Here is a 15,431-nt window from a genome sequence, read left to right as displayed (position 1 = left end):
CCTGATAGCGAGCTACGTTTAAACGAATATAGATAGACAGTAAGTTTTGCGCTGCATCCCAGCGAGAGAAATCACTGGTGGCGAAGCGCATCAGGGTAATCAATTGTTGATCGCTATAGGGATAATCCAGCTTCACCGGCGCGGAAAATTCGCGCAGCAGAGAGGGGATGGGCAGCGAAGGCACATGATCGAAAATAAACGTCTGTACGCTATCGGTCACGTTCAACACCGAATTTACTAGCGCGCCGGATTGCTGTAGCGGGATTACCTGTCCATGGTTATCGTGCAGTTGGATATCCAGCGGAATGTGCAACGCCTGTTTTTCCTGCTGGTCTGGCGTCGGCGGCGTCATCTGAGCAACGTGCAGGGTATATTGCCCCAGCTCGGCATTATAATCGTCGCGCACTGTCACCAGTGGTGTACCTGACTGGCTATACCAGCGGCGGAACAGCGTCAAATCGATATCCCCGGCCTCCTCCATCGCCACGACAAAATCTTCGCAGGTAGCTGCGCTGCCGTCGTGGCAGGAAACATAGCGGCGCATGCCGACCTGGAACTTTTCCTCCCCCAGCAGAGTATGCAGCATACGGATGACTTCAGCGCCCTTTTCATACACCGTCAAGGTGTAAAAATTATTTATTTCAATGATTTTATCTGGGCGAACGGGGTGTGCCATTGGGCTAGCGTCTTCAGCGAACTGTGCGCTGCGCATCACGCGTACATTATTAATTCGATTGATGGCGCGTGAGCCGATATCCGAACTGAACTCCTGATCGCGGAATACGGTCAGGCCCTCTTTCAGACTGAGCTGAAACCAGTCTCGGCAGGTGATGCGATTACCAGTCCAATTATGGAAATATTCATGGCCGATGACCCGTTCGATATTGAGATAATCCACATCGGTGGCGGTTTTCGCCCGGGCCAGCACATATTTGGCGTTGAAGACGTTGAGCCCTTTATTCTCCATGGCGCCCATGTTGAATAAATCGACCGCCACCACCATATAAATATCCAGATCGTACTCTAGGCTGAAGCGAGTTTCGTCCCAACGCATGGCGCGCTTGAGGGACGCCATTGCCCAGTCGGCGCGCTCCAGGTTGCCGCGATCAACAAATAGCTCCAGCGCGACCTCTCTGCCGGAGCGGGTGGTAAAGCTGTCGCATAATACATCAAAATCCCCCGCCACCAACGCAAAGAGGTAACACGGTTTCGGAAAAGGATCTTCCCAGATTACCCAATGCCGGCCATCACCTGTTTCCCCGTAAGCAATACGGTTGCCGTTGGAGAGCAGGAACGGATAGCGTTTCTTATCTGCCAAAATGCGCGTGGTAAAACGCGCCAGAACATCCGGACGGTCCAGGTAAAAGGTAATGTAGCGGAAACCTTCCGCCTCGCATTGGGTACAGAGCGCGCTGCCAGAAAGGTAGAGCCCTTCCAGGGCAGCATTGTTGGCAGGATGAATCAGTGTTTTGATAGTCAAGGTAAAAATGGCGGGCAACTTCTCAATGACCAATCCCGGGGTGTCTAGGTGATAATGCGTCCACTCCTGATCGTCTACCCGTAAACTCAGTAGATGTAAATCCTCGCCATTGAGCAGCAAGGGCACGCCGGACCGGCCCTGACGAACGACGGTGCTGACTGCCGTAACGGTGGTATTCTCTGCCTTGAGATCAAAATCCAGGTGAATATCGGTGATCGTATATTCCGGCACACGATAATCATGGCGGTACTTGGCTTGCGGCTGTTGCATCATAGTTAACCTTTAGGCATCAGTGTCGATTTCTGTCGTTAAGTCTATTCCTGTTAGTGGCAGGTTGCCATTATAAAGCCTGGCAAGAGCGCTAAAATGCAGCGTTCGCGCAAAAAAAAACAACGCGGACGAGTGAGAAAATCTACCAAATGACCGGGCTACTAACTCGCGGGACGGCACGTTTGGTCCCGACGTTATCACGATAATTGTTCTCTAATGTGACTACACTTATAGGATAACGCGGTTTTTTATAGTCGTTATCCTTTATCCGACTGAGATAATATATCGTAAAAGGATGCTTGAATGCACCGTGAATGTTGCTACCGATCCGATTTTAACGTCGATACTCGACACTGATACCTATACATTTCATATGCGGCAAGCCGTTTTTTCATCGCTACTATAATGTGACGGTGAGGAGCGTAGAGTGCCGCTGCCGCAAGGACGATCTTCTGAGGGAATACTCTGCCGACATCAGTGCCTAGACCGACATCAGTGCCTAGATTGAGGTGATGTTTAATTTGAAATTGGACCAGGAGGAGTTTGCCTACTTGCACGGATTGCCGCTTTTCCAAAGCGACTATCTCAATTGGCTGCGTCAGCTCCGTTTAAACCCGAACCAAGGTGTCCAGGTGTAAGTAAGCAATCACAACGGCAAACTCGATATTCGAATCACCGGCTTCCGCGCGACGCTATTTTATTAGGAAGTGCCGTTGCTCGCAGTGATAAGCAAGGTAGTGTGCCACCGCCACTTCAAGCCATAGCTGACGCGGTAGCGCAGCTGCGAGAAGATGCGCTATTTCGCCATCTCAGTGCGGATGTGGATATGTCCCGCTTCAGACTTATGGATTTCGGCACCCGGCGCTGCTTCTCGTGCTAGGTCCAGTTTGATTTAGTTGCCGAACTACAGCGTACGTTTCCCTACCTTATCGGCACCAGCAGCTACCAGTTAGCGTGAGGAATGCAGCCTGGCCTGCCGTCGGTCGAGGTACCAAGGCGTATGAATGGTTCCAAGCGCATCAACAGATATGCCCCGATCTGGCCAATAGTCAGCGCGACGCGCTGCGAGCCTGGCCTGGCTGGGTGAATACCGGTCAAGGATCGCGCTCACCGACTGCATCACTATGAATACTTTTTATTTTACGCGACTTCTGGTCGGCGTTCGTCCATACGTCCCTATCAGTTCCTGCATCACGACTCCGGCAACCCGATAGAATGGGGCGAGAAGGCGATTGCGCATTATGAACGGCTAGGCATTGTTCCTCTTGGAAAAACGCTGGTGTTTTCCGATAACCTCGATTTCGACAAAGCACTGATGCTTTACCACCATTTCTGGCAGCGTATCAATCTCGTTTTTTGGTATCTGGGTACCCGTCTGACCTGCTGCGATATTCTCGCCGTTAAGCCGATTAAAATCGTCATCAAGCTGGTGGAGTGCAAAACGGTAACCCGGTGGTGAAGGCCGGACAGCCCAAAAAAACGATCTGTCACGATAAAATCTTTGTTCGCGCCTTGCGTAAAGCTTATGATATGCCGCTGGTAGGCAAAAAAGGCCAGTTGAAATGAACCTCTATCTAGCCAAGCCGAGGTTGGCATTTTCCGTTCCTCCGTTTTGTGCAAAAGCGTCTGGGAAGACCGCGGTTTAGCTCGTTTAATAGAGATTTTCTACCCTCATTACACGACATAAACATCATCGCCGCCGTAAATATACGATTTTCTCTTGTAGTCTTGCCGACGCCAAGTAACATATTATGCTATGTTCCGTTGCCAGACTCGCGACCTTTTTCTATTTTAACTGAGCAAGAGAGTTTTTATGAGCGTAGTTCCTGTAGTCGATGTACTACAAGGGCGCATGCCGGCTGACAGTGAAGTCACTGTACAGGGTTGGGTGCGTACCCGCCGAGATTCCAAAGCCGGAATATCCTTTCTTGCCGTCTATGACGGTTCCTGCTTCTATTCATTACAGACTGTCATTAATAATACTCTTCCTAATTATAGGAACGAAGTTCTACGCCTGACCACCGCCTGCTCAGTATCGGTTACCGGTCGGGTAGTGGAATCCTTAGGGGGCGGTCAGCGTTACGAAATACAGGCTCATGCCGTTGAGGTACTCGGCTGGGTCGACGATCCGGATACCTACCCCATGGCCGCTAAGCGTCATAGCGTGGAATATTTGCGCGAAGTTGCCCATCTTCGCCCACGTACCAACCTGATTGGTGCGGTGGCGCGAGTCCGGCACACTTTGGCGCAGGTCATTCACCGTTTTATGAATGAGCAGGGTTTCTTCTGGGTATCGACCCCGTTAATTACCGCCTCCGATACCGAAGGCGCCGGCGAAATGTTCCGCGTTTCTACCCTCGATTTGGAAAATCTGCCGCGCACGGTCGATGGCAGAGTCAATTACGATGAAGATTTCTTTGGCAAAGAGGCCTTTTTAACCGTTTCCGGCCAGCTGAACGGTGAAAGTTACGCCTGCGCCCTGTCAAAAATCTATACATTTGGTCCGACGTTCCGGGCGGAAAATTCCAATACTAGCCGCCATCTCGCCGAATTCTGGATGGTCGAACCAGAAGTGGCCTTTGCAACCCTGGAGGATGCCGCCAGCTTAGCAGAAACGATGCTTAAATATGTGTTTAAGGCGGTATTGGCCGAGCGCGCTGACGATATGCAGTTTTTCGCCGAGCAGGTCGATAAAGAAGCAATAAATCGTCTGAAACACTTTATTAGTGCAGATTTCGCGCAAGTCGACTACACAGAGGCAGTAACTATTCTGCGAAACTGTGGCCAGACATTTGAAAATCCGATTTCCTGGGGGATTAACTTATCTTCGGAACATGAACACTATTTGGCGGAAAAACATTTCAAATCGCCGGTAGTGGTGAAGAATTATCCCAAGGATATCAAAGCGTTTTATATGCGCATGAATGACGATGGTAAAACCGTCGCCGCTATGGATGTGCTAGCCCCTGGCATCGGCGAAATCATTGGCGGATCGCAGCGTGAAGAGCGTTTAGACAGGCTGGATACTCGTTTGGAAGAAATGGGTCTTAATAAAGAAGATTACTGGTGGTATCGTGATTTGCGCCGCTATGGAACCGTTCCGCATGCAGGTTTTGGATTAGGTTTCGAGAGATTAATAGTTTATGTCACAGGAATGCAAAATGTTCGTGATGTAATACCCTTCCCGCGAAGTCCTCGCAATGCCAATTTTTAAATTTCGGCGTTTAATTTAATATAATAAAAATATATAAATTAAGTCAAAAAGGCCATCTCTGCTGGCCTTTTTTAAAGTGAGAGATATCTCATAAAGTTCCTGTAAATTACATTTACATATATTTTTTTCTCATGAAATATTATTACGATACTTGTATAATTTTCAGAGTAGATTAACGATCTTGTGAACGGAATGCTGCGCACAGACACAGGAAGATACCAAACTCTCAATAATATTTCGTAAGAAATTATTATATATATTTTAATCTACTTGTAGTAGTAACTCTGGCCTTATTGCCTATCAGTGCCGATAATGCGGCCGAAGTGTATAACAAAGATGGCAATAAATTAGCCATCTACGGTAAGGGGCTTGTCAGCCTGCACTACTTCTCCCACAGCGACAACAGCTATGGCAGTGACGGCGACCAGACTTACGCGCGTCTCGTCTTCAAAAGTGAAACTCAGATTACCGTACCGACCAGCTGACAGGTTTCGGCCAGTGGGAATATAATTTCCAGGAAATAACTCCGAAGCAGCGTCGACGCTCAGGACGGCAACAAAACCCATCTGGCATTCGCCAGTCTAAAATTCATTGATGCCGGTTCATTCGATTACAGCAGTAACTACGGCGTAGTGTACACGATGCCATCGGCTGGAGCAATATGCTGCCGGAATTCGGCGGTAATTCCGGCTATAGCGACAACTTTATGGTGAATCGTAACACCGGTGTAATTACCTACCTCAACACCTCTTCGGGTTGGTTGACGGCTGGGAGCATCTACCAGCTACAACTCTCCCATAGGTATTGCTATCGTCAGTGCTTATGCTTCTTCTGAATCTTACCGATGCACAGCAAAACGCCTACTATACTAACGGCAGAGAAAAAGCTCAGCAATCTGCCCATTGCTGAGCTTTTTCTCTGGGCAGTCAATCTTAAATATTATGCCAACAACATTTATCTGGCCGCTATGTTACGGTGAAACCCTAACTCGACCTGCATCAGCAACACTAATCAGCAGAGCACTGATTTTAACGCTACCAGTTTTGCTAGCAAAACCCAGCTGATTGAATTGGTTGCTAAGTATCAGTTCGACTTCGGTCTACTTCTGTCCGTCGCCTGTGTGCAGTCGAAAGGTAAAGACATTGAAGGAGTTGGCAATGTTGACCTAATCAAGTATTTTGAAGTAGCGCGACTTACTACTTCAACAAAAACACGTTCATCTATGTTGACTACATCATCAACCAGATTGATGATGACAACGAACTGAGTATCGGCAGAAGCGATACCGTTGCCCTGAGTCTGGTCTACCAGTTTTAATCCCCTTTCTACCCTATACGACTGAAGATCAGGATAGTGAAGGCAGAGCTTTGCACCCTGTCTCTTTTTTGTGTGGCAATAAAATAATAGGCGGTAAACGGTTGGCAAACGGCTCTCGTAACGGTAACCTGATAGCAATTTTGCACACTGTGACGTTTGGACATATATCCCATGTTTGAATCTATCCCAGTCGCACCAGCGGACCCGATTCTCGGCCTGCTGGATATCTTTCGCGCCGATGATCGCCCGAGCAAAATCAATCTTGGTATCGGCGTCTACAAGGATGAAACCGGTAATACGCCGGTGCTGACTAGCGTAAAAAAAGCGGAATCGCTGCTGCTAGAAAATGAGACCAGCAAAAATTACCTGAGTATTGACGGCATCACAGCCTTCGCTGTGGGCGCGCAGCTCCTTCTGTTCGGTGCGGACAGCGCCATTATCGCAAGATCTCGGGCACGCAGCGCGCAAACTCCCGGCGGTACTGGCGCCCTACGTGTGGCCACGGATTTCCTGACACACAATACCGCCGTGCGGCGCGTTTGGGTAAGCAACCCTAGCTGGCCAAACCATAAAAATGTGTTTAGCGCAGCGGGATTGACGATGTGCGATTACGCCTACTATGACGCCGTCACCCATACGCTCGATTTTACGGCAATGCTGGCGTCCTTGAGCCAGGTACAGGCCGGTGATGTCGTCTTATTCCACGGTTGCTGCCATAATCCGACTGGGATCGACCCCACTGAGCAACAATGGCGCGAACTGGCGGTGCTGTCGGCGCGACGGGGCTGGCTACCGCTGTTTGATTTCGCCTATCAGGGTTTCGCTCACGGCCTGGAGGAAGATACGGTGGGTTTACGCATTTTTTGCGAAGCGCATCAGGAGCTCATCGTGTGCAGCTCCTTTTCAAAGAATTTCGGCCTGTATAATGAACGTGTCGGCGCCTGCACCCTGGTTGCGCCCGATAGCGCAATTGCCGATCGCGCCTTCAGCCAATTGAAGGCCATCATTCGCGCCAACTACTCCAACCCGCCGGCGCATGGCGCCTCCGTTGTCGCCACCATTTTGTCCGACGACTTGCTGCGCGTCATGTGGGAGCAGGAGTTGAGCAGTATGCGCGAACGCATCCAACGTATGCGTCAACTATTCGTCAACACCCTCCTGGATAAAGGAGCACGACAGGACTTCAGCTTTATCAACCGGCAAAACGGCATGTTCTCCTTTAGTGGCCTGACTCAGGAACAGGTGCTAAAGCTGCGTGACCAAGCAGGCATCTATATAGTGAATTCAGGCCGCATCAACGTGGCTGGAATGACGCCGGATAACATGGCGCTATTGTGCGAAGCGATCGCATCTGTACTGTAACCGCCGGTTAAACTGCCTGTGAGGTAGCGCATCCGAGAGATGAAAATGACAATGACAATGTCATGCTGGTTCACACGCACGGTGGCAGTGGATAGAAACACTCAGCGGCGGCTACTGTAGAAAAAGATTATTGCGGCGCTCGTGGCCCAAAGTTGACATAGGGCCATGGCCGGGCAGAAAGACAATATCATCCTCTAACGGCATGAACTGATAGCGGATCGAATGCATCAGCGCTACCCTGTCGCCGCCCGACAGGTCGGTACGACCAATGCCGCCATTAAACAGCACGTCCCCCATCAAAATGAATTTCGCTTCTTTATTCCAGAACACCACATGCCCTGGAGAATGGCCGGGGCAATGTAGTACGCTAAACGACAACGTACCGACGCCCACCTTGGCACCATCCGTCAGCCAGCGATCGGGCGTCAATGGCGGAATGCTTTCTATGCCAAATATCCGACACTGCGCTGGCAAACTCGCCAGCAACAGTTTATCGTCGCGATGAGGACCGACGATGGGCACACGATAATAAGCCGCGAGTTCGCTAGCGGCACCGACATGATCCAGATGACCGTGAGTCAGCCATATTTCTTTTACCGTTACGCCCAGCACAGCGGCTTCTCGGCGCAACCGCTGTGCTTCACCGCCGGGATCTACCAGCGCCGCTTCACCGGTCTGTTCGCACCAAACCAAAGAACAATTCTGGCTGAACGCCGTTACCGGCATAATGTGATATTTCATATTGTATCCTATCTGGACTTTTGGCCCTTATTATACGGCGAAACGGTGGTCGCGTTGATAGAAATAGAAATTGTGGCGCTTTACCAGGTTTGTACCAGCCCAGTATCGATAGACGAAATTACTGCGCAAGCAGAGTAACCACCCCATGCCGCCTTTGCAGAGCTTGAGCACTGTTTTAGGGATTATGTTGAGCTGTATGTCCTCAACTAAACATGGAAACCTACGGCTTTACAGCGTATAACAGCTGTGCTTCGCTACGCCCTTGCTTTTTGCCTGCAATGTACCGTCCGATAACTGGAAACAAGCTGCACCGGCTTGCTGGTCTACAGCACTGTTTGCAGACGATATAAAGATAAAAGATAGTCGAAAAGCTAAGGATCGATTTCGGTTATCTTATTGGCAAGAAAATCATGGAAAAAATGATTTAATCGGTTCAGCTCGCTTTTGGTCATACCTTCTACTATTAAAAAATTCCGTTTTCAACGTTTCACCAGTATGCAAATTATTCAGGGTCAGCATATGCGCATCGCGTCGGACAAGATTTTTATCCCGAGTTAAACCGGTAATATGTGTATGCGTGAGCCACTGCGCCCAAGTGGGGTGAGTTACGGTTGGACGCTCGACAGCGCCAGTTCCGCCAGTTGCTGCTGAAAATACCGCACCGCAACCCGGTCTTGCTACATTGGCTCATCCTAGCGTGCAGCATAATACGCCGCAATTTCTCGGGAAAAATTAGGGTTACACATGAGTAGGGGAAATTTATCCCGGAAATTTGTCACGAAAAAAAGAGCGCCAACACCCTAGTTTTACACGGTCTGCGCGCTAAAAGGCGATGCCGAATAGCGAAGCGATACCGGTCAGCAGCAGCAGGTGCTGCTGCATCATCGCGCGTCGCAACCACGCAGATTTCGTGACTAACATCCTGTGTCCCCTAATGAAGCAGTTAATTTATTATGTTTTTTTGACCTTGTCCACCGTAGTTAATAAGCAGAAAAGGAAATCTGCGCAATAAACCAAAGCAAAACCCTGCGAAGCGGTTATCCTTTGACCATTTTTCTGAGCCATGCCGGCGGCAATATCATCGTACGGCCCACGCCGTGATGCCTAATAACCGCTGAATTTTTTCAGCGGCATGAGCTGACAGCAGTGGATCGCCGCCTAGAAAAGAGACCTCCCCCCGGCACGGCATGGAAATTGCCGGCAGCAGTCAACACCTCCAATACGCGCTCTAAGTACGATGGCAAAACTGCTGTAACCGAACCCGTATTAACCGAAGGGCAATACATGGCCCGTCATAAGTAAGGTAGGGATCGATTTCATTCATCATGCTTTAAACGCCGTCTGAGAAGGGAGTATAGCTATTGCCGCATGCAGCTGCATAGCTGGCGGTATTTTAAAACGGAGGGACGAAAAAGCGCGGACCTACCCCACAGGATAGACAAGCGTACTATCATTCAACCTGATAAAGAAAATAAGTAGGACGCTTCAGGAAATATCGACTGTCGTACTGCTGCTAAGACCCATCGCAGTGGCGATCTGCGATGGGTCTCGGTTTTGCTTCCGCGCTCGCCGGGATGGCAAGCGTATCGGCGAGCACAATAATCTCATTCACTCAGGGTCGAAAACCGCAACCCATTGGCGGCCAATTTCGGCTAAAAACCTCCATCAACTAGAGTACGGGCCGGAGGCTAAAATCTCAACCTGCCGACGGTCAATCTGGGCCAAGTATCTCAATTAACCACTGGCCTACCTACCCTCGGTCAAAAACCTTATCCAGCCTGACTGTCGGTCTCGGTAACGGCACTAGAAATAACAGCCTGCGCGGCAAAGATATTTTGCCGCGCAGGCTTTTAGACTCCTCTTCCTAGCTTTGCACTACCATCAATAGAATTGATACACCGGTACCGTTGGCCTTATAGGTAGACAACGTCCTGCTCTCCGCGCGCAACTAACCGTCGGCGCCACAGTTGACCTCAACATTCCTTTTCCAGATAGTTGCGGTGGTAATCCAGCAGTTCATCGCCAAAGGTCTGCAGCGTTCGCTGCTCCATTTCGATTTGTGGATTTAGCTGCTGATACAGCTTGGCCAGCGCTTCAGAAAACGTCAGGCGCTGGCTGCTGAACAGGTCCTAAGCTGCTCTTGCTGCTCGCTCAACCATATCTAATAACGTCGCATGGGCTTCGCGCACGCTAACGTTAAGACGCACGCTTTTAACTTGGCCGAAACTGACCGCCTGCAACTCTAGATTGAGCATGCGAATACGATTCTACTCGCACTGAATAATTTTACGGATAATGTTGGCCACGCTTTTGGAACTGATGGTCAGTTTCTGCTCTCTGACAGTCAACTATTCCGTCAAGCGATTCAGTTCGAGTTCTATCTGCTCAATGGCTTCCGTCGGTGCGGATAATATCTTAGCAGATGTGTTCTCGCAGATGCTGGTACCAATTTGATAAAGAACTGAATTTTGCACTCCTACCGCTTGGGATCTTCCAAGATAGCCACAGTACATCACGCAGATGTTCGTTATCCGCCACCGCCAGCCGCAGTTCGCCCAGGCGCTTTGTTCGAAATGGAACGCAGATCCTCGGCTTCTATCTATATTAGGCTAGCTCTCAGCGGTGCTGGACACTCGACGCTGTTTTCCTTCACCAGGCGTAGCAGCACTGCGCGCACCAAGCCGGTCTTAGCGCTAACTACCTGCTCGCAGGTTTGATAATAATCACGTTCCAGCTTGAGCAACTTTTTCTGTGAAGCGTCCATTTCTGCTTCACAGAACATCAATTTTTTCCAGCTGGTTACTGGCGACCGCGGTTCTGGCTCAGGGTTATGTGCAGCTGATCCCGGCGTTCGCGGGTGTGCGCCTCCGCATTGGTAATCGGCCTGCACCCTGATATCGTTGAGCTCCTGCATTAATATCCTTGAGCATATCTATCTTACTTGGCTTCGTAAGAGATTTTTAATGACGCTTGTACCTTCGCTGAACTGCGTAAGCTGAGGCTTGATGGGCGTTAAGCGCGCCGCGCGCCTTGCTGCGCTCAGTCTCCGCGTGCTCCAGACGCTAGCGTAACTTATCGTTCAGATCGATATTTTCGCTCAGCATACTGGCGGCATCGGAATAACTGAAGTGGGCACGGCGCTGGACGACATCTGTCAGGACAGATATCTTTTGCCGTGTCGGGCGATGAGTCTGTTGTGCTAGCTCATAGTCAGCACGCAATTGCCCATGCTGTTCAGGGTCGGTCGCTTTGCAGCGCCGCCGCCAGAGGATCGAGCTGAACCAGCTCCTTTTAGTGCTGGATCTAGCGGGCCGCGTCCTGCGCGTCTTGCCAATCGGCCTCACTATTTCTAGTCGATCCTATAGCTGGTTATCTAGAAAGACGCCGAGTCTGAGATAAGCTGGTTGGGTAGTTGCAGCCCTTCGCGCATCTGATCGTATTGCTGCTGGCTTTGCTGATTCTGCCTATAGTGGTCGCTAAGTTCGCGTTCTAATTCGCGTCGCTGGGCGTTGAGCGTGCGCATGTCCACTTCTGGATCCGGCCCGAACACCACCGCCAAGCAAGCGGCGATAAAGCGGCTGAATGCCTAATGCTGACCCTGAATTTTTTGCACGTTGAACGAGAGCGTGGCGTAATGTTCCGCCAGTACATCGCGCTCGGCAATGAGGTTTTCCAACCGGATTTCGCGCGCGGCGCAGCCAAATAGCGGTACTACTGGAAAGCGCGAATAGCGCCACTGACGGTCCGCTACTTTGATCAGCGCCGCTCCCTAGAGCGCTTCCACGCCGAACACATTATCGTCGAACAACTGCGGATCTACCTCAATCAAATAGAGGTCATCTGGGCAATCCTCAAGACCATCTGGTTGTTCGCGCACCCACGACAAACCCGGGGTCACAATCGCGTGGGATGGAGAGGGAGGGGCTATAGAGAGATGAGAAATACGGCGCGCCGTCAAGCGTAACGTCATCATAAATCTCTGAGAGCAACACGCCACTGAAGCGTTCGGCCAGCGAGAGCAGACGGCTATCTTCCGTCCCGCCCGGGTAGCTAAGACGCTCGATCTGCGCCTCGATACGCCGCTTGCGTCCCGCGACCTCGTAGCGTTCCACGGTGCCCCCCGCTCGCGTTCCAGCAAAAGCTGAATGGTATCCGTCACTTGGCGACTGCTGGTCAGCATTTCGCCGCTTTTCTCACTGAGTACCATCAGGGCATCCTGCGCCGTCAGCCTGGACGGGGAGGCTGCGCGCGGTAAGATGTTCGATGCGCATGGTGGTTTTCTCCAATGTCTGGCGACGCTCGCCAACAGCATTTCGACTGGTACCTTCAGTTCCTACCGCACTGCGTCGAGGGCCTCGGGGTAATCCTGTGCCAATACGCTGGCAAAATTCCTGCAGCAATCGCTCAGCGCCCTACTTTCCGCGCAGCCGCTCGTCTGGTGGCTTTGCGAGGCGGCGTTACGGAGGAAATCTCAAGCCGTCTGCCAGGCGTCTAGCTGCGGCTAACCTGTTCAAAGATTTTATCACCAAGTCCATAGGCCTGTTCAAACAGGCTGCTAACCGACTAGAACATATTCATTTTTCGCTAGAGACTAACCATGTGCTCGGTCTCTTCCTGTTCGCGTTCCTTGAACGTGTCCAGCCCCGGCACAGCGTCTTCCCATGTCAATATTGGAATCTGGCACAGCTCTCGAGCGCGATCTAGAGCTTGTAGCGCCTACTGATACTGGGATAGCGCGCGTTTGCTGCACATCCAGCTGATAGTCTGCCAGCTGGCTTTATTTCATCTACACCTAACTCGGCCGTTTCTAACTGCGCTTCGTCCTCCTGATGCTGCTCGGCGGATTCGGCTATTACTTCATTCTGTTCTTACAGCCGGAGGGTTAGCTCCTCTAAATATTCCCGGTAACGGCGGATTTTTCCTGCTGGGCGCATCGTGGTCTGCACCAGATTCAGGTGATTGCGGTTAGCTGCTTAGTAATTAGTTTCCAAATCCTATTTGCCGCTGCTGATTTCTGACAGCCCCCAGGCTATATCGACGTGGCGATACTGCTCGGAGGCCAGCCGGCTTAGGGTTGGCGCACAGGTTGCGGCGCAGAGTAGATTAAGGGCATCTTCCATATGCAGACGCCATTCGTTAGCGTGGCGCATATAATGCGCCGCCACATACGTGGTGGCTTCAGATGTCAGATGCTTGAACAAATCACAATCCGATTGCGTGATGGCGAATAGCTTCCAGAGTCAGGCGGTTTTCGCTCAGCGACGCCTCCATGTCCTGAAACACTTTACGCACGCCATTGTTTACCAGTACCAGATAGCCGCGCAGCGACCGGGTGATCGCGCTGAAAATACCGCCGTAGAGCGACGCCTCAATCAGGAGGTAGTATTTGCTGCGATCGGCGCTAGACGCAGCTGGCAAGGCACTATGCCGAGATCGAACATTAGCGAGTGTCAGTCGGTGATGGAGTTGAATTGCTTGAATAGTACGCCTTCAATAACCTTAACCCATTCTTTGAGCTCCTGCAACGGCAGCGCGCGCCTGGAGATCGCCCACAGTCATCGTCAGGATCTCGGTAGAGTTATTTTGACTGGCAGCCCCCCTGGAGGATCATGAATGGCTGGATATCTACTTTATGATCGCGGCCGGCTATCTGTTGCAGGCACACGCCGACAAGCACGATCTGGTGGCAGCAAGTGATAACTTTCAGCGTTGAGTAGCATACCCCGGCGCGTAATTTGCCGTGCAGCACCTTATCGCGCGAGCCGTTTGTGGCGCCGGCTTCGGTGGTATTACGAAAATGCAGGAAGGTTAAATCCACTACTAAGTCGGCATTTATTACCGCCTTAGTAGTGGATTTACCCGCGCTGTTACCGCCAGACAGAATGGTGACCAATAAATCCAGATCAAAAGTCCGGTCGAAAACCCATTCCAATTGAACAGGCATCAGTGAGCAGAATTTTCCATGCTCACTGATGCCTGTTCATCTTCTAGATCATCCGAGCTTTCTCCGGTGAGCGCCTCATTTTCATCGTTTTCATCCTATTCATCGCCGAGCGATAGGGCATTCTCCAGCGGCATCGCCTCACTTTCGCTAATCATCCTTAATTGCGATTCGTACGGATCGGCGCCAAAGTGGAAAACAGATTCCGTAATACGGAATTTTCTGGTGTCATTGCCCATAAACCAGATCATGCGCAGCAGGCGCAGACAAGTAAGGGAGGTGAGCACTTTCTACTGCAAATTTTACCTGTCCAGATCCGAGTTGGTAGAACGTTGGTTCACCAACTTCAGCAATTTGTTCTCATAGGCCAGGCTCAACAATTCGTTTGTATAGTTACTGCTGGCTGAAAATTCTTTCATAGGTCGGTCTTTCGGGGCTCAAATACAAATAGCAAAGGATTTTGCCGACCATCATATTAAACGCCGATAACACCGAACACGGCATCAAGGTGGTAGGGTAGAGCACAGCCGCAGATAGAAGAACCCTTCCTGCGCACACATCAGCTCCACATTATAGAGGCGGTAAAAGCCTTCTAGCTTCTCCTGAAAATCCATCAGAAAATGACTATCCATATCTTCAATGCCGATGTGGCGGCTAGAAGCGCGCAGCAGGATGTCTAGGGCTGGAAATAACGGGTTAGACAGCATTCTTTTATAAGTTTTACCGGCAAACTTTCTTCAATACTCATTGATGACATTGGCCTGTACCTTAGCGCTAAAATCATTGATTACCTGCCAGTGGGCGATACCTGTAAAATTTAACCTGGCCACACCCAGGTGCACCGCCTGGTCTATGACGATGTGTGCCACGTCGAAATAGCATGAGTATGGATAATGCGCCAGGTAATCGCGCATGAGGTCGAGCAGCTGATACTCGTACACCGCCAGCGCCTCGTCCACCGGCGTCGCAATCTGCTCGCCGATCTTGTTGAATTCTTCATATTCCATATCCGGCGGCAATTTGCCGGTCATTTCTTCATTGCGCAGTGGCAGCTCTTCATAGCGCATATCCATCAGCTGATCGGCGGCGACGCAGGTCAACACCCA

General features: G+C 50.7%; 11 protein-coding genes and 7 pseudogenes. 7 read left to right on the top strand and 11 right to left on the bottom strand.

The features are described 5' to 3' along the window. Positions 1 to 1,753, bottom strand: a 1,753-nt coding sequence (pepN, locus tag BG74_RS03340; RefSeq protein WP_244267220.1) for an aminopeptidase N, incomplete at its 3' end; no start/stop codon positions are given. A gap of 292 nt (positions 1,754 to 2,045) precedes the next feature. Here pepN and pncB point away from each other — a divergent pair. The 6 genes and pseudogenes from pncB to BG74_RS03320 all read left to right on the top strand — a co-directional run bounded on the left by pncB (position 2,046) and on the right by BG74_RS03320 (position 7,643). Continuing rightward, positions 2,046 to 3,316: pseudogene (gene pncB / locus BG74_RS16330) on the top strand (nicotinate phosphoribosyltransferase). 247 nt (positions 3,317 to 3,563) lie between these two features. Next, a complete protein-coding gene (asnS, locus tag BG74_RS03330; RefSeq protein WP_066596601.1) occupies positions 3,564 to 4,964 on the top strand; it encodes an asparagine--tRNA ligase in 1,401 nt (466 codons plus the stop codon). Between the two features lie 323 nt (positions 4,965 to 5,287). Beyond that, positions 5,288 to 5,677: pseudogene (locus BG74_RS19430) on the top strand (porin). After that, on the top strand, positions 5,626 to 5,799 hold the full coding sequence (locus BG74_RS19425) for a hypothetical protein (protein ID WP_369678491.1): 174 nt from the start codon (positions 5,626 to 5,628) through the stop codon (positions 5,797 to 5,799). The pseudogene BG74_RS19430 and the gene BG74_RS19425 overlap by 52 nt, the downstream one beginning before the upstream one ends. A 234-nt stretch (positions 5,800 to 6,033) precedes the next feature. Continuing rightward, positions 6,034 to 6,281: pseudogene (locus BG74_RS19420) on the top strand (porin). Positions 6,282 to 6,452: 171 nt separating this feature from the next. Next, the gene (locus BG74_RS03320) at positions 6,453 to 7,643 is read left to right on the top strand and encodes an amino acid aminotransferase (protein WP_066596598.1); all 1,191 of its coding nucleotides are present in this window, start codon (positions 6,453 to 6,455) and stop codon (positions 7,641 to 7,643) included. 111 nt (positions 7,644 to 7,754) lie between these two features. On the opposite strand, the gene BG74_RS03315 is transcribed toward BG74_RS03320, so the two are convergent. The 7 genes and pseudogenes from BG74_RS03315 to BG74_RS21130 all read right to left on the bottom strand — a co-directional run bounded on the left by BG74_RS03315 (position 7,755) and on the right by BG74_RS21130 (position 12,496). After that, on the bottom strand, positions 7,755 to 8,384 hold the full coding sequence (locus tag BG74_RS03315) for an MBL fold metallo-hydrolase (protein ID WP_066596597.1): 630 nt from the start codon (positions 8,382 to 8,384) through the stop codon (positions 7,755 to 7,757). A gap of 2,415 nt (positions 8,385 to 10,799) precedes the next feature. Continuing rightward, positions 10,800 to 10,922 carry a hypothetical protein gene (locus tag BG74_RS21155; RefSeq protein WP_501037412.1) on the bottom strand — a complete coding sequence of 41 codons (123 nt, stop codon included), beginning with the start codon at positions 10,920 to 10,922 and terminating at the stop codon, positions 10,800 to 10,802. Positions 10,923 to 10,983: 61 nt separating this feature from the next. Beyond that, on the bottom strand, positions 10,984 to 11,166 hold the full coding sequence (locus tag BG74_RS21150) for a hypothetical protein (protein ID WP_501037411.1): 183 nt from the start codon (positions 11,164 to 11,166) through the stop codon (positions 10,984 to 10,986). Between the two features lie 280 nt (positions 11,167 to 11,446). Continuing rightward, positions 11,447 to 11,605 (bottom strand): hypothetical protein, encoded by a 159-nt coding sequence (locus BG74_RS21145; protein WP_501037410.1) that lies wholly within the window; start codon positions 11,603 to 11,605, stop codon positions 11,447 to 11,449. 152 nt (positions 11,606 to 11,757) lie between these two features. Further along, a complete protein-coding gene (locus tag BG74_RS21140) occupies positions 11,758 to 11,943 on the bottom strand; it encodes a hypothetical protein (RefSeq protein ID WP_501037409.1) in 186 nt (61 codons plus the stop codon). 27 nt (positions 11,944 to 11,970) lie between these two features. Continuing rightward, a pseudogene (locus BG74_RS21135) lies at positions 11,971 to 12,354 on the bottom strand (hypothetical protein). Further along, complete coding sequence (locus tag BG74_RS21130) at positions 12,236 to 12,496, bottom strand: hypothetical protein (protein ID WP_501037408.1); 261 nt, start codon at positions 12,494 to 12,496, stop codon at positions 12,236 to 12,238. The pseudogene BG74_RS21135 and the gene BG74_RS21130 overlap by 119 nt, the downstream one beginning before the upstream one ends. A 173-nt stretch (positions 12,497 to 12,669) precedes the next feature. Here BG74_RS21130 and BG74_RS21125 point away from each other — a divergent pair, with 173 nt between their 5' ends. Next, positions 12,670 to 12,879, top strand: a complete 210-nt coding sequence (locus BG74_RS21125; protein ID WP_501037407.1) for a hypothetical protein — start codon at positions 12,670 to 12,672, stop codon at positions 12,877 to 12,879. 92 nt (positions 12,880 to 12,971) lie between these two features. Here the strand turns inward: BG74_RS21125 and mukB are convergent. The 3 pseudogenes from mukB to BG74_RS16320 all read right to left on the bottom strand — a co-directional run. Then, positions 12,972 to 14,328 (bottom strand): annotated as a pseudogene (gene mukB, locus BG74_RS21120) (chromosome partition protein MukB); the annotation flags it as partial. Positions 14,329 to 14,423: 95 nt separating this feature from the next. Then, a pseudogene (mukE, locus tag BG74_RS03305) lies at positions 14,424 to 15,082 on the bottom strand (chromosome partition protein MukE). Further along, positions 15,063 to 15,431, bottom strand: a pseudogene (locus BG74_RS16320) (chromosome partition protein MukF); the annotation flags it as partial. The pseudogenes BG74_RS16320 and mukE, both read right to left, overlap by 20 nt.

The organism is Sodalis-like endosymbiont of Proechinophthirus fluctus (assembly GCF_001602625.1).
Taxonomy (GTDB): domain Bacteria; phylum Pseudomonadota; class Gammaproteobacteria; order Enterobacterales; family Enterobacteriaceae.
Note: the sequence above shows the minus strand (reverse complement) of the source record. Positions and strands in the feature narration are given on the sequence as shown.